We start from the raw sequence: 20,725 nt of genomic DNA, 5'->3' as shown, positions 1-20,725 counted from the left end.
TTCAACGGTAGGTCAGTTCAACGCGGCGGTTCTTGCTGAACGCAGCTTCGTCGAAGCCGGTCTGAGCGGGCTTCTCTTCGCCGAAGCTCACGGCTTCCATCTGGGTCTCGGGCACGCCCAGCAGCGACAGGGCGCGGCGCACGGATTCGGCGCGCTTCTGACCCAGGGCCAGGTTGTACTCACGGCCGCCGCGCTCGTCGGTGTGGCCTTCGAGGTTCACACGGCGCGTGCGGTTGGCGTTGAGGTAGCGCGCATTGGCTTCCAGCGTGGCGGCCGACTCGGCCTTCACTTCGAAGCTGTCGTAGTCGAAGTAGATCACGCGGCTCAGGGCGTTCGGCTGGGCCGAGTCCGCACCATTGACCGACACGCCCGAAACACCACGCGGATCCACCGCGCCCGATTGGCCCCCGTGCCACCGGCACCGGCGGCCGAACCCGTGCGGTCTTCCACCGGCACGTTGTCGAGCTTCACGCCGGAGCTGCAGGCCGCCAGGGCCGCCACCAGGCTGATACCGGCGATCAGGCGCAGCCAGCGGCCCGAGGTGCGAGGAAACGAGTTGGCGGAAGTGTTGTTGTTGGACATGGAAAATTCCTTTGGGAGATAGAAAAGAAGCTGGATGGACGATAGCGGACGCGGCTCAGACTCGCTGTGCGCTGCCGCTCATTTGAGGAAGGGGCCCCATTCGGGTTCGCGGATGTCGCCCTGGGCACCAGCCAGCCGGGTCTTGATGCGTCCGTCAACGGTGGTGGTCATGAGCGCTTCCTGGCCCTTGTCGCGGGTGGCATAGATGATCATGCGGCTGTTGGCCGCGAAGCTCGGGCTTTCGTCGCCGCTGGACTCGCTCAAGGCGGTGACGGTGCCACTGCCCAGGTCCATCACGTGCAGGCGGAAGGCGCCGTTGATGCGGGAGATGAAGGCGAGCCAGCGGCCGTCCGGGCTGGGCGCGGGCGAGATATTGTAGTTGCCGGTGAACGTGAGGCGCTGGGCATTGCCGCCCTGCGCACCCATGCGGTAGACCTGCGGGGAGCCGCCCCGGTCGCTCACGAAATAGATGCTCTTGCCATCGGGGCTGAACACGGGCTCGGTGTCGATGCTGGCCGACTGGCTCAGGCGCCGGGGCTCACCGCCGTTGGCGTCCATGGTGTAGATCTGGGCGTTGCCCGAGATCGAGAGCGTGGCCACCACCGAGCGGCCGTCGGGCGACCATGAGGGCGCGCTGTTGGAGCCCTTGAAGTTGGCCAGCAGGCGGCGCTTGCCGGTGGCGACGTCGTGCGCGTAGATCACCGGCTTGCGGGCCTCGAACGACACATAGGCCAGTTGGCCGCCGCCGGGCGCCCAGCTCGGCGAGATGATGGGCTCGGGGCTGGTGAGCGCGGCGCGCGCGTTCTCGCCGTCGGCATCGGCCACCCAGAGGTTGTAGCGCTGGCCGGCCTTGGTGACGTAGGCGATGCGGGTGGAGAACACACCCTTGACGCCGGTGATCTTCTCGAACACATGGTCGGCGATGCGGTGGGCTGCCAGACGCAGGTCGGTGGCGGCCACGGGGTAGCTCAGGCCGCCGAGGTCCTGGCCGCGCACCACGTCCCAAAGGCGGAAACGCACGTCGAAGCGGCCGTCGGCCAGGCGGGTGACGCTGCCGGTCAACAGCGAATCCGAACCGCGTTCGCGCCAGGGGCCGAGGTCGGGGCGCGAGGTTTCGTCCAGACCACCGGACACCGGATCGACAAAACGGAACTGGCCGCTGCGCTCCAGGTCGGCGCGCACGATGGCGGCGATGTTTTCGCTGGCCACGTCGTTGCCGCGGAATCCGACCACGGAAAACGGGAACTGCGTCAGGCCCACGCCCGCCACTTCCACCCGGAACTGGGCGTGAGCGGACGACAGCGGCCAGGTCAGCAGGGGTAAGGAGGAAACGAGCCCGAGAACGGATCGCCTGGGAAGGGGGGCCTGCATGTCGTGTCGAGTCAAATCCAGCATCCTGTGTGTGTCGCCTGTGCCTTGGGTTGCGGCGCTGAGAATGCGTCGCAGCCAACCAACTGATAATAACGGAGGGCACCGGGCCTTCCGTGACAAGATGTGTGCATGCCGCTGCCTGCCCGGCATGCATCCGCTGCTTGATTCCCGTGGCGCCACATTGTTCCGCCGATCTGCAAGATTTCCTGAAGCGACCTGCCCTTGACCGATACCGCCCAACCGCAAAAGCCCCTGGACGGCACCCTCACGCAGCGCCTGTTGCGCCTCTGGCCCTACTTCCGCTCGGCCAAGACCGGCATTGTCCTCGCGGCCGTGGCCACTCTGATCGGGGCGCTGACCGAGCCCCTGATCCCTGCCCTGCTCAAGACCCTGCTGGACCGCGGCTTCGCCCAGGGCAATGTCGAGCTGTGGATGGTGCCGGTGGCGCTGATGGGGCTGTTCGGCATTCGGGGTGTGGCCGGCTTCACCGCCCAGTACGCGCTGTCGTACACGGCCAGCCTGGGCCTGCTGAACCTGCGCCGCGCCATGTTCGTCAAGCTCAACGACGCCCAGATGACCCTGTTTGCCCGGCAAAACGCCAGCAAGCTCTCCAACACCCTGGTGTACGAGGTGCAGACCGGCTCGCAGCTGCTGGTGACGGCCTTCCTCACGCTCACCAAGGACAGCCTGGCCGTGGTGGCCCTCATGGGCTACCTGCTCTACCTGAACTGGAAACTCACGCTCATCGTGCTGATGGTCTTTCCAGGTCTGATCCTGATCATGCGGGTGCTCTCGCGCCGCTTCTACAAGCTGACCCGCGACAGCCAGCAGGCCACCGACGAATTGGCGTATGTGGTGGAAGAAAACGTGCTCGCCCACCGCATGGTGCGCCTGCACGGCGCCCAGGCACGGCAGAGCCAGCGGTTCGACCGCCTGAGCATGGCCCTGCGGCGCCTGGCGCTCAAGTCCACCATCTCCTCGGCCGCCATGACCCCCCTGACCCAGCTGCTGGCGTCTGCCGCGCTGTCGGCCGTGATCGCGGTGGCGCTCTGGCAGAGCAGCACCAGCGGCGTGACGGTGGGCAACTTCGTGGCCTTCGTCACCGCGATGCTGATGCTGATCACCCCCATCCGGCACCTCGCCGAGATCGCCGCGCCCATCACGCGCGGGCTGGCCGCGCTCGAACGGGGCCTGGAACTCATCGAGCACACGCCCGAGCAGACCGGTGGCAGGCACACCGCCGACCGGGTCTCGGGCTCGATTTCGCTGCGCGACGTCTGGGTGCGTTACCCCGCGAAAGACGGCGGCCCCGCCCGTGGGGACGACGACAGCCTGATCGCCCTCAGGGGGGTGTCGCTGGACATCCGGCCCGGCGAGGTGGTGGCCTTCGTGGGCCCCTCGGGTTCGGGCAAGACCACGCTGGTGAACCTGCTGCCGCGCTTCGTCGAAATCGAGCGCGGCGAGGTGCTGCTCGACGGCGTACCGCTTCCCGAATGGGAGCTGCGCAGCCTGCGCCGCCAGTACGCCATGGTGAGCCAGGACGTGGTGATGCTCAACGACACGCTGGCCGCCAACGTGGCGCTGGGGGCGGCGGACGATCAGATCGATGAAATGCGCGTGCGCGCGGCGCTCGTCTCGGCCAACCTCGGCGAGCTCATCCAGCGCCTGCCCCAGGGAATCCACAGCACCGTGGGCCACAACGCGGCCGAGCTCTCGGGCGGCCAGCGCCAGCGCCTGGCGATCGCCCGCGCGATCTACAAGGACGCGCCCGTGCTGATCCTGGACGAAGCCACCTCGGCACTGGACAACGAGTCGGAACGGCTGGTGCAGGACGCCCTGGCCCGCCTCATGAAGGGCCGCACCACCCTGGTGATCGCGCACCGCCTCTCCACCATCGAGCACGCGGACCGCGTGATCGTGCTGGCCGACGGTCGCATCCGGGAACAGGGCTCGCACCGCGAGCTGCTGCAGGCCGACGGGCTGTACGCGCGCCTGCACGCGCAAAGTTTTCGGCCAGAGGTGTAGGCCGGGGAAAGCCCGCCTTCCAGAAACACCGCGGAACCGGCTTTGCCGGGCCGCAGGTGTTGCCCCCTGGGGGGGCGCCGAAGGCGGCGCGGGGGGATTCCTATAGCAGCACGATGTCGTACTGCTCCTGCGTCATCGAGCTCTCGCTCTGCAGGGAGATCGGCTTGCCGATGAAGTCCGACAGGCCCGCCAGGTGGGCACGCTCCTCGTCCAGGAACAGCTCGATCACCTTGGGCGATCCCACCACCCGGAATTCGCGCGGGTTGAAGGCACGCGCCTCGCGCAGGATCTCGCGCAGGATGTCGTAGCAGACGCTGCGCGCCGTCTTCACCGCGCCGCGCCCGCTGCAGGCCTCGCAGGACTCGCTCAGCATGTGGGCCAGGGATTCGCGCGTGCGCTTGCGCGTCATCTCCACCAGACCGAGCTGAGAAAAACCCCCTGTCATGGTCTTCACGCGGTCGCGCGCGAGCTGCTTGCGGAACTCCGTGAGGACCGCCTCGCGGTGGTCGTCGCGCACCATGTCGATGAAATCCACGATCACGATGCCGCCCAGGTTGCGCAGGCGCAGCTGGCGCGCGATGGCCTGGGCCGCTTCCAGGTTGGTGCGGAACACGGTGTCGTCGAAATTGCGCGCGCCCACGAAACCACCGGTGTTCACGTCCACCGTGGTCAGGGCCTCGGTCTGATCGATCACCAGGTAGCCGCCTGACTTCAGGTCCACCCGGCGGCTGAGCGCGCGGGCGATGTCCTCGTCGATGTTGAACAGGTCGAAGATCGGGCGCTCGCCGCTGTAGTGCTGCAGCTTGCCGACGGTGTCGGGCATGAACTCGGCCGCGAAACCCACCAGCAGCCCGTGCTGCTCGCGCGAATCGATGCGAATCGATTGCGTGTCGGCGCCCACCAGGTCGCGCAGCACGCGTTGCATCAGGTTCAGGTCTTCGTGCAGCAAGGTGGCCGGCGGCTGGCGCGTGGCGGCTTCCTTGATGCGCAGCCAGGTCTTGCGCAGGTAGGCGGTGTCGTCCACCAGTTCCTCGTCGGTGGCGTCCTCGGCGTTGGTGCGCAGGATGAAGCCGCCCGCAGGGCTACCGTCGGCGGTGGCGGTCAACCGCACGAGCCGCTGGCGCAAGGCCTCGCGCTGGGCGGGCGGGATCTTCTGCGACACACCGATGTGGTTGTCCTGCGGCAGGAACACCAGCAGGCGGCCGGCGATGCTGATCTGGGCCGTGAGGCGCGCGCCCTTGGTGCCGATCGGGTCCTTGAGCACCTGCACCATCAGGGCCTGGCCCTCGAAGATCTGGCGCTCGATGGGCAGCACGGGATTGGGCGCGAGCAGCTTGGCGCTGGCATTGACGGGAGGCGCCCCGGCCGCCGCCGGATCCACCTCGCTGGCCGACGGCGTCAGGGGACGTTCGCGCGGCGTGGCGTGTTTGGCCGCGATGTTGGGCATCAGATCGGCCACATGGAGAAAGGCCGCCCGGTCCAGGCCGATGTCGATGAAGGCCGACTGCATGCCCGGCAACACGCGCGACACTTTGCCCAGGTAGATGTTACCCACGAGTCCGCGCTCCAGGGTGCGCTCCAGGTGCACCTCCTGCACGGCCCCCTGCTCCACCACGGCCACGCGCGTCTCCTGGGGAGACCAATTGATCAGAATGTCCTGGCTCATGAAGCCCTTCTCCGTGGCGTGTGGTGTCTCAGATCAACCGCACGCCCGCGGCGTGCAGCACCTGCGCTGTCTCGTGCGCAGGCAAGCCCATGATGCCCGAATAACTGCCGCTGATGTGGCTGACCCACAAACCCGCGCGCCCCTGGATGCCGTAGGCGCCGGCCTTGCCCATGGGCTCGCCTGTGGCCACGTAGCGGCGGATCTGCGCGGCGCTCAGCGGTTCGAACGTGACCCGGGACGTGGACAAGGCCGCCCAGGTGCGATCGCCCCGGGCACCCGACTTGCCCACGGCGACTGCCGTCAGCACCCGGTGCTGCTGGCCCGCCAGATCGGCCAGCATGCGGGCGGCCTCGGCTTCATCGGCGGGTTTGCCAAGGATGCGGCGGCCCAGCGCCACGGTGGTGTCCGCGCACAGCACGGGCGCATTCGGCAGGCGGCGGCGCTTCAGACGCGCCAGCGAGGCTTCCAGCTTGAGCGCGGTGACCCGCTGCACATAGGCGGTGGGTGCTTCACCGGGCAGCACGGCTTCCAGCGTCTCCACGTCTTCCTCGGCATCGGGCAACAGCAGCTCGCAGCGCACGCCCCACTGTTCCAGCAGCTGCCGGCGGCGCGGGCTCTGGGACGCCAGGTAGATGAAATCGGTCATTCGCGGTGATAGGGATGGTTGGCGTTGACCGACCAGGCCCGGTACAGCTGCTCGATCAGCAGCACCCGCACCATGGCGTGCGGCAGGGTCAGGTCGGACAGTCGGATGCGCTGGTGGGCCGCGACGCGGAAGGCCGGCTCCAGGCCGTCGGGCCCACCGATCACCAGGGCAACGTCGTCGCCCTCCAGCTGCCACTGCTGCAGTTGTTGCGCCAGGGCCTTGGTGGTGAGCGTGGTGCCGCGTTCATCGAGCGCAACCACGCGGCTGCCACGGGGAATGGCGGCCTCGATGCGCTCTCGCTCTGCCGCGAGCAGCGTCTCCAGGGTCTTGGAGCCGCGCGGCTCGGTCTTGACGGACTTGAGTTCCACCCGCAACTCGGGCGGGAAGCGTTTGGCGTAATCGTCGTAGGCGGTCTGGGCCCAGTCAGGCACCCGCTGCCCGACCGCGACGATCAGCAGCCTCATGCCTTCTTCTTGACGGCCGGTTGGCTGGTTTTCCTGGCCGCGGGTTTGGCCACCGACTTGGCGGCGGGTTTCGCGGTCTTCTTGGCCACGGGTTTGCCGACCACCACCTTGGGCAGGGGCGCCTTCTTGGCAGCGGTGGCGCCGCGCTTGGGTGCGGCGGCCTTGCTGGTGCTGGCCGGGCTCTTCTTCGCAGGCGCGGGCGGCGCGGCCTTGGCGGCCGTCTTGCGCACCACCTTCCTGGCCGAAACGGGGGCGGCCTCAGGCGCCTTGGCGACCTTCTTCTTCGCGGCGGGTTTGGCCGGCGCGGCAGGCTTTTCCGTGCCGTGCTTGAGGCGCACGGGCTTGGCGCCCCAGATCTCTTCCAGGCGGTAGTACTGGCGGATCACGGGCTGCATCACGTGCGCCACGGCGGCGCCGCAGTCCACGATGATCCATTCGCCGTTGTCTTCCCCCTCGATGCGCGGCTTGTCGAAACCCGCTTCACGCACGGCATCGCGCACGCTGGCGGCGAGTGCCTTGGTCTGGCGGTTGGACGTGCCGCTGGCCACGATGACCCGCTCGAACAAGGGGGAGAGGTGCTCGGTGTTGAAAACCACGATGTCCTGACCCTTGACGTCCTCGAGCCCATCGACGATGGCCCTCTGGAGTCGCTGGATGTCTTTCTTGGCTGTGGTTTCGCTGGTCATGTAGGAGGCTGGTAGAGGTGGTGTTGTGAAATATAGCGTGCGACGGGCTCGGGCACCAGAACATCCAGCGCGCCGGTGCTCTGCGCGGGTTGGCCCACGCGGGCGCGCACGGCCGTCGCGCTGATGTTCTTCAGAGGCATGTTGAGCAGCTCGAAGGGAAGATCGACGCTGGAGAGGTCGGTTTCGGTGGCTTGGTCCAGGGGGGCGTCGGCACCGATGTTGGTGGCCCGGTTGGCGACGGCCAGCGTGGCCAGATCGAGCACCTCCTGCCAGCGCACCCAGTTCTTGAACGCCAGCAACTGGTCGGCGCCGAGGATCAGGAACAGCTGGGCCTGCGGGTACTCGCGCTTGAGTTCGCGCAAGGTGTCGGCGGTGTAGCTCGGGCCTTCGCGGTGGATTTCGCGCTGGTCCAGCTGCACGTGCGGCAGATCGCCAAAGGCGAGTTCGCACATGGCCACGCGGTCATCGGCGGGCGACAGCACGCGCGACTTGTGCCAGGCATGGCCCGTGGGCAGGATGTGCAGCGCATCGAGGCCAAGTTGGTTGAGCGCGGTTTCGGCCAGCGCACGGTGCGCCCAATGCGGGGGGTCGAACGCCCCACCGAACATGCCCACGCGCCGGGGTGGCGAGGTAGAGGCCATCAGATCCAGTCCTTGCGCACCAGGAACTCCTTGTACAGCCGGTCTTCCGGCGTGCCTTTTTTCGTCTTGCGGTTGTAGGCCCAGCTCACCAGCGGCGGCATGGACAGCAGGATCGACTCGGCCCGTCCACCGGACTGCAGCCCGAAATGCGTGCCGCGATCCCAGACGAGGTTGAACTCCACGTAGCGACCGCGCCGGTACAGCTGGAAGCTGCGCTCGCGCTCGCCGTAGGGTGTGTTCTTGCGGCGGTCGACGATGGGCAGGTAGGCGTCCAGGAAGGCGTCACCCACCGAACTCATCATGGCGAAGCTGCCATCGAAGCCCAACTCGGAGAAATCGTCGAAGAACACCCCGCCGATGCCGCGCTGCTCATCGCGGTGCTTGAGATAGAAATACTCGTCGCACCAGGTCTTGAAGCGCGGGTACTTGTCCACGCCGAAGGGATCGAGCGCGTTTTTCGTCGAGCGATGGAAATGCACCGCGTCCTCTTCAAAACCGTAGTACGGCGTGAGGTCCATCCCGCCACCGAACCAGCACACGGGCTCGCCACCCTCGGGAGTGGCGGCGATCATGCGCACGTTCATGTGCACCGTGGGCACATAGGGATTGCGCGGGTGGAACACCAGCGAAACACCCATGGCCTCGAAGGGTGCACCGCTCAGCTCGGGCCGGTGCTGCGTGGCCGAAGGCGGCAGGCGGGGCCCGGTGACATGGGAAAAACCGCAGCCCGCGCGCTCGAAGACGGCACCGTCCTCGAGGATCTGCGTGACCCCACTGCCCTGCAGCGGCTCGCCGGCCGGCTTGGTCCAGCGGTCCACCACGAAGCGGCCCCCATCGACCAGCGCCACGGTGGAGACGATGCGGTCCTGCAGGTCGGTGAGGTACTCACGCACAAAGGACGTGGGGGTCTGTTGCATGCTCATGCCGGATCGACGGAAAGGGGCCTGGACAAAGGTTGCACGGGGCTGGCGAGTTCGGGATGCAGGCCGCGCACGCTCTCGTACGACGCGGCCATGCGGGCGTAGTCCGCCGCCTCGTCGCCGCTCAGGCGAATGAAGTCGGTGACGTTCACCTGCTTGCGACTGTAATCGAGCTGGATCAGGGCCACGGGCACGTCCGCCCCCACCGCCACCTGGTAGAAGCCGCTGCGCCATCCTGGCGCGCGCCGGCGCGTGCCTTCGGGCGAGAGCGCCAGCCACAGCAGGCGTCCCTCCTGCCGATGCCGGGTCATCAAGGCCACCATCTCCCCCACCACGCCGCGAGGCGACTGGCGATCGAGCGGGATGCCACCCAGCCACCGCATCCAGGCGCCCAGCACGGGCACGCGGAACAGCGTGTCCTTGCCCCAGAAGCGCGCCGGCACGCCAATGGCCCACTTGGCCAGCAGCATCACGACGAAGTCCCAGTTGCTGGTGTGGGGACAAACGATGGCCACGCCCTGCAGGCGAGGAAAACCATCAAAGCGCAGCTGCCAGCCCAGGCGGGACAGCAGCCAGCGCGACAGCGAAGAACCACGGAACCGGACCGCGTGCGGCCCGGGGTAGTCGGCGAAGGGGTTCAAAGTGCGCGGTACCCGATGTCGCGGCGGCACTGCATGCCGTCGAAGTGGATGGCGTCCACCACTTCGTAGGCGCGTTGCCGGGCATCGGCCACGGAACCCGCCAGCGCCGTCACGCAGAGCACGCGCCCGCCCGACACCTGCACCGCGCCCGGCGCGCCGCTGGTGCCGGCATGGAAGACCATGCGATCAGCTTTGTCGGCCGGCAGGCCGGTGATGGCATCGCCCTTGCGTGGGCTCAGCGGGTAACCGGCGGCGGCCAGCACCACGCCCAGCGCCACACGGGGGTCCCAGTCCAGCGCCACACGATCGAGCTCGCCGCGGGTGGCGGACAACAGGACCTGGGCCAGGTTGCTGCGCAGCCGCATCATGATGGGCTGCGTCTCCGGGTCGCCCATGCGGCAGTTGAACTCCAGCGTCTTGACCTGCCCGTCGGGCGTGATCATCAGGCCCGCGTAGAGGAAACCTGTGTAGGGAATGCCATCGGCCTTCATGCCGCGCAGCGTGGGCAGAATCACCTCGTTCATGGCGCGCTCGTGCACCGCCGGCGTGACCACCGGTGCGGGGGAGTACGCCCCCATGCCACCGGTGTTGGGGCCCTGGTCGGCGTCCATCAGGCGCTTGTGGTCCTGGCTGGTCGCCAGGGCCAAGGCATGCTCGCCGTCGCACAGCACGATGAAGCTGGCTTCCTCTCCCACGAGGAATTCCTCGATCACCACACGGGCCCCTCCCTCGTTGTGGGCCACGCCCAGGGTGTTGTCGACCAGCATGAAGTCGATCGCCTCGTGCGCCTCGGCCGCCGTCATGGCCACCACCACGCCCTTGCCGGCGGCGAGGCCGTCGGCCTTGATCACGATGGGCGCGCCCTCGGTGTCCACGTAGGCGTGCGCGGCGGCCGGATCGGTGAAGGTCTGGTACTTCGCCGTGGGAATGCCATGGCGCTGCATGAAGGCCTTGGAGAACGCCTTGGAGCTCTCCAGCTGCGCGGCGGCCTTCGTGGGGCCAAAGATGGGCAGGCCATGGGCGCGGAATTCATCCACCACACCCGCCGCCAAAGGCGCTTCCGGGCCCACCACCGTGAGGGCAACGCCCTGCCCTTGCGCCCAGGCACGCAGTGCGGCCTTGTCGGTGATGTCGAGGTTCGTCAGCGCGGGGTCGCGCGCGGTGCCGGCGTTGCCGGGCGCCACGAAAACCTGTTGCACGCCTTCGGCCTGGGCCAGCTTCCAGGCCAGCGCATGTTCGCGGCCACCGCCGCCAATCACGAGTACTTTCATCCGGGCCGACCTTTATTCGCCGATTTCGGCGTTGTGGAACACGTCCTGCACATCGTCCAGGTCCTCCAGCACGTCCAGCAGCTTCTGCATGCGCGCGGCGTCGTCGCCCGTCAGCTCGATGGTGTTTTCGGCCCGCATGGTGACCTCGGCCACCTCGGGCTTGAGGCCAGCGGCCTCCAGCGCGTTGCGGACCGCCTCGAACGTCACCGGCGAGGTCAGCACCTCGATGGCGCCGTCGCCGTCGCTGATCACGTCGTCGGCACCCGCCTCCAGCGCGATTTCCATGACCTTGTCCTCGGAGGTTCCCGGCGCGAACACCAGCTGGCCGCAGTGCTTGAACTGGAACGACACCGAGCCATCGGTGCCCAGGTTGCCACCGTACTTGCTGAAAGCGTGCCGCACCTCGGCCACCGTGCGCACGCGGTTGTCGGTCATGGTGTCGACGATCACGGCCGCACCGCCGATGCCGTAGCCTTCGTAGCGGATTTCCTCCAGGGCCTGGCCTTCCAGGTTGCCCGAGGCCTTGTCCACGTTGTATTTGATGCGGTCGGCCGGCATGTTGGCGGCCTTGGCCTTGTCGATGGCCAGCCGCAGCCGCGGGTTCATTGCCGGGTCGCCGCCGCCCTGGCGGGCCGCCACGGTGATCTCGCGGATCACGCGCGTCCAGATCTTTCCGCGCTTTTCATCCTGGCGACCCTTGCGGTGCTGAATATTTGCCCATTTGCTGTGTCCGGCCACGAAATTGTCCTTTTGCCCGTTCTGGCTTTGATCTAATAAGCCTGCGATTTTACGTTTTCACCCGAACCGCCTTCCCTGAGGAACCCTTGCCATGGCCGAACCGATGCTGATCGCCCAGAACGCCACCACCACCTGCCAGCTGTTGCCCGGGCTCGCGAACCGCCACGGCCTGATCACCGGGGCCACCGGCACGGGCAAGACCGTGACCCTGCAGACGCTGGCCGAGCAGTTCTCCAACATCGGCGTGCCGGTGTTCATGGCCGACGTCAAGGGCGACCTTTCCGGCATCAGCCAGCCGGGCAGCTTCGGCGAGAAGATGAGCGCCATCCTGAAAGACCGAGGCATCACCCCACCCGCCTCCCACGCCTGCCCCACCACGCTGTGGGACGTGTTCGGCGAGCTGGGCCACCCGGTGCGCGCCACCATCAGCGACATGGGCCCGCTGCTGCTCGCGCGCATGCTCAACCTCAACGACACCCAGGCCGGCGTGCTCAACCTGGTGTTCAAGATCGCCGACGACAACGGCCTGCTGCTGCTCGACATGAAAGACCTGCGGGCCATGCTGCAGCACATCGGCGACAACGCCAAGCAGTTCACCACCGAGTACGGCAACATCAGCGCGGCCAGCATCGGCGCCATCCAGCGCGGGCTGATGCAGGTGGAGCAGCAAGGGGGCGACAAGTTCTTCGGCGAGCCCATGCTCGACATCACCGACTTCATGCAGACGGTGGACGGCAAGGGCGTGATCAACGTGCTGGCGGCCGACAAGCTGATGAACGCGCCGCGCCTGTACGCCACCTTCCTGCTGTGGATGCTGTCCGAGCTGTTCGAGACCCTGCCCGAGATCGGCGACCCGGACAAGCCCAAGCTGGTCTTCTTCTTCGACGAGGCCCACCTGCTGTTCAACGAAGCACCCAAGGTGCTGATCGAGCGCATCGAGCTCGTGGTGCGGCTGGTGCGCTCCAAGGGTGTTGGGGTCTATTTCGTCACACAGAACCCGCTGGACATCCCCGACAGCGTGCTCGGCCAGCTGGGCAACCGCGTGCAGCACGCGCTGCGCGCCTTCACGCCCCGCGACCAGAAGGCCGTGAAATCCACCGCCCAGACGATGCGCCCCAAGGCGGGGCTGGACATCGAAGCCGCGATCACTGAGCTTGCCGTGGGCGAAGCCCTGGTCAGCCTGCTCGACCCCAAGGGCCGCCCGACCGAGACCGAGCGCGTCTTCGTGGTGCCGCCAGGCAGCCAGCTGGGCCCCATCACCGACGCCCAGCGCCAGCAACTGCGCCAGAACTCGCTGGTGGCGGGCGTGTACGAAAAGGTGGTGGACCGCGAAAGCGCCTACGAGATGTTTGCCAACCACGCCGGAAAACGCGGCGCGGAGGAACCCGCCGAAGCGTCCTCGGCCGCGAAGACGCCCCGCATTCCGGGCGCGGACAAGCAGCAGGCGCCGGCCGAGAGCGGCGGCTTCGGCAACATGGTCAACGAAGCGCTGTTCGGCCGCACGGGCCCCCGTGGCGGGCAGTACGACGGCCTGGTGCAGACGATGGCCAAAACCGCGGCCCGCAGCGTGGCCAGTGGCCTGGGCCGCCAGATCGTGCGCGGCATGCTCGGTGGCCTGCTGGGCGGCAGCAAGAAGCGCTGATCCGGCGATCGCCCAAGAAAAAAGGCCCGGAATGACCGGGCCTTTTTTCATTCAGACGTCGTCGGAACTCAGCCCGCCGTGGCTTCCTCGGGCTTGGCCTTGCCTTCCTTCTTCGACAAAGGCTGGATGTCGAGCATGACCTCCTGCGTTTCCTTGCCCGCTTCGTCCTGCTTGGTCTCGATGTCCACCGTCAGGCGCCCACCTTCGGTGAGGCGACCGAACAGCAGTTCGTCGGCCAGGGCACGGCGGATCGTGTCCTGAATCAGGCGCTGCATCGGACGCGCGCCCATCAGCGGGTCGAAGCCCTTCTTCGCCAGGTGCTTGCGCAGCCCGTCGGTGAACGTGACCTCGACCTTCTTCTCGGCCAGTTGCGTTTCCAGCTGGAGCAGGAACTTGTCGACCACGCGCATGATGATGTTCTCATCCAGCGCCTTGAAGCTGACGGTCGCATCCAGGCGGTTGCGGAACTCGGGCGTGAACAGGCGCTTGATGTCGGCCATCTCGTCACCCGCTTCGCGCGGATTCGTGAAGCCGATGGTCGCCTTGTTCATGGTCTCGGCACCCGCGTTCGTCGTCATGATGATGATGACGTTGCGGAAGTCGGCCTTGCGCCCGTTGTTGTCGGTCAGGGTGCCGTGGTCCATCACCTGCAGCAACACGTTGAAGATGTCCGGGTGCGCCTTCTCGATCTCGTCGAGCAGCAGCACGCAGTGCGGCTTCTTGGTGATGGCCTCGGTCAGCAGGCCACCCTGGTCGAAGCCCACATAGCCTGGAGGCGCGCCGATCAGGCGGCTCACGGCATGGCGCTCCATGTACTCCGACATGTCGAAGCGGATCAGGTCGATGCCCATGATGTAGGCCAGCTGTTTGGCGGCTTCGGTCTTGCCGACGCCGGTGGGGCCGCTGAACAGGAAGGCACCAATCGGCTTGTCCGCCTTGCCCAGGCCCGAACGCGCCATCTTGACCGACGACGCCAGCACTTCCAGTGCCTTGTCCTGGCCGAACACCACGCTCTTGAGGTCGCGCTCCAGCGTCTGCAGCTTGCTGCGGTCGTCGTTGGACACGTTCGCCGGGGGAATGCGGGCGATCTTGGCCACGATTTCCTCGACCTCGGCCTTGCTGATGGTCTTCTTGCGCTTGGACACCGGCAGGATGCGCTGGGCGGCGCCGGCCTCGTCGATCACGTCGATGGCCTTGTCGGGCAGGTGGCGGTCGTTGATGTACTTCGCGCTGAGCTCGGCGGCTGCCTGCAGGGCGGCCACAGCGTATTTCACGCCATGGTGCTCCTCAAAGCGCGACTTCAGCCCCTTGAGGATGTCCACCGTCTCGGCCACCGTCGGCTCGACCACGTCCACCTTCTGAAAACGGCGCGACAAGGCCGCGTCTTTTTCGAAGATGCCGCGGTACTCGCTGAAGGTGGTCGCGCCGATGCACTTGAGCTGGCCGCTGGAGAGCGCCGGCTTGAGCAGGTTGGACGCGTCCAGCGTGCCACCCGAGGCGGCACCCGCACCGATCAGCGTGTGGATCTCGTCGATGAACAGGATGGCGTTGGGCTTGTCCTTGAGCGACTTGAGCACGCCCTTGAGGCGTTGTTCGAAATCACCGCGGTACTTGGTGCCGGCCAGCAAAGCGCCCATGTCGAGCGAGTAGACGGCCGACTCGGCGAGGATCTCGGGCACGTCGCCCTGGGTGATGCGCCAGGCCAGGCCCTCGGCGATGGCGGTCTTGCCCACGCCGGCTTCGCCCACCAGCAGCGGGTTGTTCTTGCGGCGGCGGCAGAGGATCTGGATCACGCGCTCGACCTCGTACTCGCGGCCGATCAGCGGATCGATCTTGCCGTCCTTGGCCATCTGGTTCAGGTTCTGGGTGAACTGCTCCAGGGGCGAGGCTTTCTCGTTGCCCTTGGCTTCGCTGGCTTCCTCGTTCTCGGCCGCGCTTTCGCCCGACTTGGTGGGCTCCGGCGGGTCGCTCTTGCGGATGCCGTGGGCGATGAAGTTCACCACGTCCAGGCGCGTCACGCCCTGCTGGTGCAGGTAGTACACGGCATGCGAGTCCTTCTCGCCGAAGATGGCCACCAGCACGTTGGCGCCGGTGACTTCCTTCTTGCCATTGCCGGTGGACTGCACGTGCATGATGGCGCGCTGGATGACGCGCTGGAAGCCCAGCGTGGGCTGGGTGTCCACCTCGTCGGTGCCGGCCACCTGCGGGGTGTTGTCCTTGATGAAGTTCGTCAAGGATTTGCGAAGGTCGTCGATGTTGGCCGAGCAGGCGCGCAACACCTCGGCGGCGCTGGGGTTGTCCAGCAGCGCGAGCAACAGGTGCTCCACCGTGATGAATTCGTGCCGCTGCTGCCGGGCCTCGACAAAGGCCATATGCAAGCTGACTTCAAGTTCCTGGGCAATCATTGGGCACGTCCTTTGGGCTGGGTGATCGAAGAGGCAATCGTCTGGTTCAAAAAGGTCAAAAGGGGCTGACTAGGGCTCAGATGGGGTGGATTCGGATTTATTCAACCGGTTCACTCAGACATTGCAACGGATGCCCCGCCGCCCGGGCGGCCTGGAGCACCTGATCCACTTTGGTGCTGGCGACGTCGCGCGAATACACGCCGCAGATGCCTTTTCCTTCCAGATGGATCTTGAGCATGATCTGGGTAGCGGTCTCCCGGTCCTTGCTGAAAAACTCCTGGATGACATGCACCACGAATTCCATTGGCGTGAAATCGTCGTTGAGCAGGACCACCTGGAACATCTGGGGGGTTGGGTGCGTTGCGCGCGCCGCTCCAGCACCACCGAGTCGTCGCTGCCCGTGCTGGGGGGCGAGACGACAGGGTTGGGCGGTTTCTTGGGGTTCTGGGTGGCCATGAAAATGATTCTAGCGGTGCGCATTGCACCGCCGCATCGTGCGGGAATACAACAGCCTCCCGACGGCCCGAAACAGCATTGCCTTCGGGTCGGCGGGGGGTGTGGCAACCTGCATCAGCCATGCCTCATTGTGAAGCGAAAGCGGGCTTGAAAACCACCGAGTTGGGCGGCATTCGTGCGCTTCTTCCCACCGCACGCCCGGGCGAGGGAATGGATTTGGCCGCCCGGGCGCGATTTACATGCTCTCGATCATCACGTCGCCAAAACCGGAGCAGCTGACCTGGGTGGCGCCGGACATCAGCCGGGCGAAGTCGTGGGTGACCTGCTTGCTGCCGATGGCGCTGCGCAGGGCGGCGATGACCACGTCGGCGGCCTCCTTCCAGCCCAGGTGCCGAAGCATCATCTCGGCGGCGAGGATTTCGGCGCATGGGTTGGCGTAGTCCTTGCCCGCGAACCTGGGCACGGGGCCGTGGGTGGGCTCGAAGCACGCCAGGGAATCGGACAGGTTGGCACCCGGCGCGATGCCGATGCCGCCCACCTGGGCCGCCAGCGCGTCGGCGATGTAGTCGCCGTTGAGGTTGAGCGTGGCCACCACCGAGAAGTCCAGCGGGCGCAGCAGGATCTGCTGAAGGAAGTCGTCGGCGAAACAATCCTTGATGAGGATGTCCCGGCCGGTCTTCGGGTTGCGAAACTGGCACCACGGCCCGCCGTCGAGCAAGGCCGCACCGAATTCCTTCTGGGCCAGCGCGTAAGCCCAGTCGCGGAAGCCGCCTTCCGTGTAGCGCATGATGTTGCCCTTGTGCACGATGGTCACGCTGGGCTTGTCGTGGTCGATGGCGTACTGGATCGCCTTGCGCATCAGGCGCTCGGTGCCCTCCATGGACACCGTCTTGATGCCGATGCCCGACGTGGCCGGGAAGCGGATGCTGGTCACGCCCATTTCGTCCTGAAGCAGGCGGATCAGGCTTTGCGCCTGGGGAGAGCCCGCCTCGTACTCGATCCCCGCATAGATGTCTTCCGAGTTCTCGCGGAACACCACCATGTTGGTTTTTTCGGGCTCCTTCAGCGGCGAGGGAACGCCCTCGAAGTACTGCACCGGGCGCAGGCAGACATAGAGGTCGAGCGCCTGGCGCAGCGCCACGTTCAGCGAGCGGAACGGCCCACCGGCAGGCGTGGACAAGGGCCCCTTGATGGACACCACGTGGGCGCGCAAGGCGTCCAGGGTTTCCTCCGGCAGCCAGACGTCCGGCCCGTAGACCTGGGTGGCCTTCTGGCCGACATAGACCTCCATCCAGTGGATTTTCCGGCGGCCACCATAGGCCTTGGCCACGGCGGCGTCCACCACCTTGAGCATCACCGGCGTGATGTCCAGGCCGGTGCCGTCGCCTTCGATGTAAGGCACGATGGGTTCGTCAGGCACCTGGAGCGACATGTCGGCATTGACGGCGATCTTCTGACCTTGGGCGGGCACGCGGATGTGCTGGTACATGTCGATGGGAATCCAGAGGGCTGAGGAAGGGAACAAGAGCGCGAATTCTAGACTCGGAGCTTCAGCCCCCGCCCGGCCGTGCCACGATGGCAGACAATGCGGGCCTGACCCGACTCACCCGCCTCACCGCATGAAACGCCTGCTCACGCCCCTGATCTGCCTGTTCTTCCTGCTGTCGGGACCTGCCTGGTCCCAGGAAGGTCCTCAGCTCCAGTTGCCGCGCGTCGGCCTGTCGGCCGGCATGCACCTGATCCAGGCACAGGTCGCGGCCACGCCCCAGGAACGCGCGGTGGGCCTGATGTTCCGCAAGGACATGCCCGTCAATGAGGGCATGCTGTTCGTGTTCGAACAACCCTCCGGCCAGTGCTTCTGGATGAAGAACACGCTGCTGCCGCTGACCGCCGCTTTCGTGGCCGATGACGGCACCATCGTCAACCTCGCGAACATGCAGCCCCAGAGCCTGGACTCGCACTGCTCGGCCAAGCCGGTGCGCTACGTGCTCGAGATGCATCAGGGCTGGTTCGACAAACGCGGCATCAAGGCCGGCTCGCGCCTGAACGGCGCTCCGTTCACCAAATAAACCTCTGGAAAGAAAAAGGCCACCGTTTCCGGTGGCCTTTTTTGCGTCAGGCCTTCAGCGAAGCCAGCGCCGCGTTGAACGTCTTGCTGGGGCGCATGATGGTCTCCAGCTTGGCGAAGTCCGGCTTGTAGTAACCGCCGATGTCGACTGGCTTGCCCTGCACGTCGGCCAATTCCTTGACGATGGTCTTCTCGTTCTCGGTCAGCGCCTTGGCCAGGGGCGCGAACTTCTCGGCCAGCGCCTTGTCTTCGGTCTGCGCGGCCAGTTCCTGGGCCCAGTACAGCGCCAGGTAGAACTGGCTGCCGCGGTTGTCGAGCTGGCCGGTCTTGGGCGACGGGTTCTTGTTGTTGTCCAGCAGCTTGCCGGTGGCCGCGTCCAGGGTCTTGGCCAGCAGCTTGGCGGAGGCATTGTTGTTCTTCAGGCCCAGGTCCTCGAAGCTCACGGCCAGGGCCAGGAACTCACCCAGGGAATCCCAGCGCAGGTGGTTCTCCTCCACCAGCTGCTGCACATGCTTGGGGGCGGAGCCGCCGGCACCGGTTTCGTACATGCCGCCACCAGCCATCAGGGGCACGATGGACAGCATCTTGGCGCTGGTGCCCAGTTCCATGATCGGGAACAGGTCGGTCAGGTAGTCGCGCAAGATGTTGCCGGTGGCGCTGATGGTGTCCTGGCCTCGGATCACGCGCTCCAGGGTGTAACGCATGGCGCGCACCTGGCTCATGATCTGGATGTCCAGACCCGCCGTGTTGTGCTCGTGCAGGTACATCTTGACCTTGGTGATCAGCTGGGCTTCGTGCGGGCGGTAGGCGTCGAGCCAGAACACCACGGGCATGCCCGAGTTGCGCGCGCGCGTCACGGCCAGCTTGACCCAGTCGCGGATGGCAGCGTCCTTGACTTGGCACATGCGCCAGATGTCGCCCTGCTCCACATCCTGGCTCATCAGCACCTCGCCGGTGGCCAGGTCGGTGATGTTGGCCACGCCGTCTTCGGGGATCTCGAAGGTCTTGTCGTGCGAGCCGTACTCCTCGGCCTGCTGGGCCATCAGGCCCACGTTGGGCACGGTGCCCATGGTCTTGGGGTCGAACGCGCCGTGCCACTTGCAGAAGTTGATGATTTCCTGGTAGATGCGGGCGAAGGTCGATTCGGGCATCACGGCCTTCACGTCCTTCAGACGGCCGTCGGCGCCCCACATCTTGCCGCTGTTGCGGATCATCGCCGGCATGGAGGCGTCGACGATCACGTCGTTGGGTGAATGGAAGTTGGTGATGCCCTTGGCCGAATCCACCATCGCCAGTTCAGGGCGGCCTTCGTGGCAAGCGTGCAGGTCGCGCTTGATCTCGTCCTGCTTGCTCTGCGGCAGCGTGGTGATCTTGTTGTACAGATCCACCATGCCGTTGTTGACGTTCACGCCCAGCTCATCGAACAGCTTGCCGTGTTTCTCGAAGGCTTCGCGGTAGAAGATGCGCACGCAGTGGCCGAACACGATGGGGTGCGAGACCTTCATCATGGTCGCCTTGACGTGCAGCGAGAACATCACGCCGGTCTTGCGCGCGTCCTCGATCTCCTTCTCGTAGAAGTCCAGCAGCGCCTTCTTGCTCATGAACATCGAGTCGATCACCTCGCGGTCCAGCAGCGCGACCTTGGGCTTGAGCACGATGGTCTTGCCGCTCTTGGTGATCAGCTCCATCTTGACGTCGCGCGCCTTGTCCAGGGTCATGGACTTCTCACCGTGGTAGAAGTCGCCGTGGTGCATGTGCGAGACGTGCGAACGCGAAGCCTGGCTCCACTCGCCCATGCTGTGCGGGTTCTTGCGGGCGTATTCCTTCACCGCGCGGGGGCGCGGCGGTCCGAGTTGCCCTCGCGCAGCACCGGGTTCACCGCACTGCCGGTGCACTTGTTGTAGCGGGCACGGATGTCCTTTTCCTCGTCCGTCTTCGGGTTCTCGGGGAAGTCCGGGATCTTGTAGCCCTTTTGCTGCAGTTCGCTGATGGCGGCCTTCAGCTGCGCCACCGACGCGCTGATGTTGGGCAGCTTGATGATGTTGGCCTCGGGCTTGAGCGTGAGCTTGCCCAGCGCGGCGAGGTCGTCGCTGACGCGCTGTTCCTCGGACAGGCACTCAGGGAAAGCCGCCAGCACGCGCCCGGCCACCGAGATGTCGGCGGTGGTGACATTGATGCCTGCCGGCGCCGCGAAGGTGCGGATGACAGGGAGAAACGCACTGGTGGCCAGCAAGGGGGCCTCGTCCGTCAGGGTGTAGATGATGGTGGGTTGCTGGCTGCTCATTGCTTATCTCCAGAGGTTGTTGGGTGCGGCGCCGACCGGCATCCAGGCGGGTCGCGCGGATACGGTGATCGGTATCCCGTGATTGTGCTTTCAGCGCAAGGGCCAGGCCTTCGTTTTTGGGATCACATTCCCACAATACAAAACACGCACAAAAAAATTTGCATGCTTTCATGCCGCCAGACAGCAAAAAGGGCCCGAAGGTCACCCTCCGAGCCCTTG

15 protein-coding genes and 3 pseudogenes are annotated in these 20,725 nt (G+C 66.2%); 3 read left to right on the top strand and 15 right to left on the bottom strand.

Annotated features, from left to right (window positions below; translation table 11 throughout):
• Window position 1: 1 nt before the first annotated feature.
• Together pal and tolB are read right to left on the bottom strand one after the other, a co-directional pair.
• Window positions 2-582, bottom strand: a pseudogene (pal, locus tag ABSY19_RS27850) (peptidoglycan-associated lipoprotein Pal).
• Window positions 583-660: 78 nt separating this feature from the next.
• Complete coding sequence (gene tolB / locus ABSY19_RS27845; protein ID WP_382157716.1) at window positions 661-1,953, bottom strand: Tol-Pal system beta propeller repeat protein TolB; 1,293 nt, start codon at window positions 1,951-1,953, stop codon at window positions 661-663.
• A 216-nt stretch (window positions 1,954-2,169) separates the two neighbouring features.
• On the opposite strand from tolB, the gene msbA reads away from it, so the two are divergent.
• Window positions 2,170-3,978, top strand: coding sequence for a lipid A export permease/ATP-binding protein MsbA (gene msbA / locus ABSY19_RS27840; protein ID WP_382163972.1), 1,809 nt, complete (start codon window positions 2,170-2,172; stop codon window positions 3,976-3,978).
• Between the two features lie 100 nt (window positions 3,979-4,078).
• Here the strand turns inward: msbA and ABSY19_RS27835 are convergent, their stop codons facing one another.
• The 9 genes from ABSY19_RS27835 to ABSY19_RS27795 are packed head-to-tail and all read right to left on the bottom strand — an operon-like array spanning window position 4,079 to window position 11,651.
• The gene (locus ABSY19_RS27835) at window positions 4,079-5,644 is read right to left on the bottom strand and encodes a ribonuclease E/G (RefSeq protein ID WP_382157714.1); all 1,566 of its coding nucleotides are present in this window, start codon (window positions 5,642-5,644) and stop codon (window positions 4,079-4,081) included.
• A 28-nt stretch (window positions 5,645-5,672) separates the two neighbouring features.
• Window positions 5,673-6,290, bottom strand: coding sequence for a Maf family protein (locus ABSY19_RS27830; protein ID WP_382157712.1), 618 nt, complete (start codon window positions 6,288-6,290; stop codon window positions 5,673-5,675).
• Window positions 6,287-6,754 (bottom strand): 23S rRNA (pseudouridine(1915)-N(3))-methyltransferase RlmH, encoded by a 468-nt coding sequence (rlmH, locus tag ABSY19_RS27825; protein ID WP_382157710.1) that lies wholly within the window; start codon window positions 6,752-6,754, stop codon window positions 6,287-6,289. The genes ABSY19_RS27830 and rlmH overlap by 4 nt, the downstream gene beginning before the upstream one ends.
• Entirely contained in the window at window positions 6,751-7,440 is a 690-nt protein-coding gene (gene rsfS / locus ABSY19_RS27820; protein ID WP_382157708.1) for a ribosome silencing factor, read from the bottom strand. The genes rlmH and rsfS overlap by 4 nt, the downstream gene beginning before the upstream one ends.
• Complete coding sequence (gene nadD, locus ABSY19_RS27815) at window positions 7,437-8,081, bottom strand: nicotinate (nicotinamide) nucleotide adenylyltransferase (RefSeq protein ID WP_382157706.1); 645 nt, start codon at window positions 8,079-8,081, stop codon at window positions 7,437-7,439. The genes rsfS and nadD overlap by 4 nt, the downstream gene beginning before the upstream one ends.
• Entirely contained in the window at window positions 8,081-8,998 is a 918-nt protein-coding gene (hemF, locus tag ABSY19_RS27810; protein WP_382163970.1) for an oxygen-dependent coproporphyrinogen oxidase, read from the bottom strand. Before hemF ends, nadD begins: the two co-directional genes overlap by 1 nt.
• 2 nt (window positions 8,999-9,000) lie before the next feature.
• Window positions 9,001-9,642, bottom strand: a complete 642-nt coding sequence (locus ABSY19_RS27805) for a 1-acyl-sn-glycerol-3-phosphate acyltransferase (protein WP_382157704.1) — start codon at window positions 9,640-9,642, stop codon at window positions 9,001-9,003.
• Window positions 9,639-10,913: a phosphoribosylamine--glycine ligase gene (gene purD, locus ABSY19_RS27800; protein WP_382157702.1), complete on the bottom strand. Its 1,275-nt coding sequence runs from the start codon at window positions 10,911-10,913 to the stop codon at window positions 9,639-9,641. The genes ABSY19_RS27805 and purD overlap by 4 nt, the downstream gene beginning before the upstream one ends.
• Window positions 10,914-10,925: 12 nt before the next feature.
• Complete coding sequence (locus ABSY19_RS27795; protein ID WP_382157700.1) at window positions 10,926-11,651, bottom strand: YebC/PmpR family DNA-binding transcriptional regulator; 726 nt, start codon at window positions 11,649-11,651, stop codon at window positions 10,926-10,928.
• 91 nt (window positions 11,652-11,742) lie between these two features.
• Between ABSY19_RS27795 and ABSY19_RS27790 the strand changes: the two genes are divergently transcribed.
• The gene (locus tag ABSY19_RS27790; protein ID WP_382157698.1) at window positions 11,743-13,293 is read left to right on the top strand and encodes a helicase HerA-like C-terminal domain-containing protein; all 1,551 of its coding nucleotides are present in this window, start codon (window positions 11,743-11,745) and stop codon (window positions 13,291-13,293) included.
• 68 nt (window positions 13,294-13,361) lie between these two features.
• On the opposite strand, the gene clpA is transcribed toward ABSY19_RS27790, so the two are convergent.
• The 3 genes and pseudogenes from clpA to icd all read right to left on the bottom strand — a co-directional run bounded on the left by clpA (window position 13,362) and on the right by icd (window position 17,643).
• Complete coding sequence (gene clpA / locus ABSY19_RS27785; protein WP_291117064.1) at window positions 13,362-15,698, bottom strand: ATP-dependent Clp protease ATP-binding subunit ClpA; 2,337 nt, start codon at window positions 15,696-15,698, stop codon at window positions 13,362-13,364.
• Between the two features lie 97 nt (window positions 15,699-15,795).
• Window positions 15,796-16,154, bottom strand: a pseudogene (gene clpS, locus ABSY19_RS27780) (ATP-dependent Clp protease adapter ClpS).
• 235 nt (window positions 16,155-16,389) lie between these two features.
• Window positions 16,390-17,643 (bottom strand): NADP-dependent isocitrate dehydrogenase, encoded by a 1,254-nt coding sequence (icd, locus tag ABSY19_RS27775; protein WP_382163968.1) that lies wholly within the window; start codon window positions 17,641-17,643, stop codon window positions 16,390-16,392.
• Window positions 17,644-17,773: 130 nt separating this feature from the next.
• Between icd and ABSY19_RS27770 the strand changes: the two genes are divergently transcribed.
• A complete protein-coding gene (locus tag ABSY19_RS27770) occupies window positions 17,774-18,223 on the top strand; it encodes a DUF192 domain-containing protein (protein ID WP_382157697.1) in 450 nt (149 codons plus the stop codon).
• Between the two features lie 46 nt (window positions 18,224-18,269).
• Here ABSY19_RS27770 and ABSY19_RS27765 read toward each other — a convergent pair.
• A pseudogene (locus tag ABSY19_RS27765) lies at window positions 18,270-20,506 on the bottom strand (NADP-dependent isocitrate dehydrogenase).
• Window positions 20,507-20,725 lie beyond the last annotated feature (219 nt).

It is taken from the genome of Hydrogenophaga sp. ANAO-22 (genome assembly GCF_042466645.1).
Taxonomy (GTDB): Bacteria; Pseudomonadota; Gammaproteobacteria; order Burkholderiales; family Burkholderiaceae_C; genus Hydrogenophaga.
Note: the sequence above shows the minus strand (reverse complement) of the source record. Positions and strands in the feature narration are given on the sequence as shown.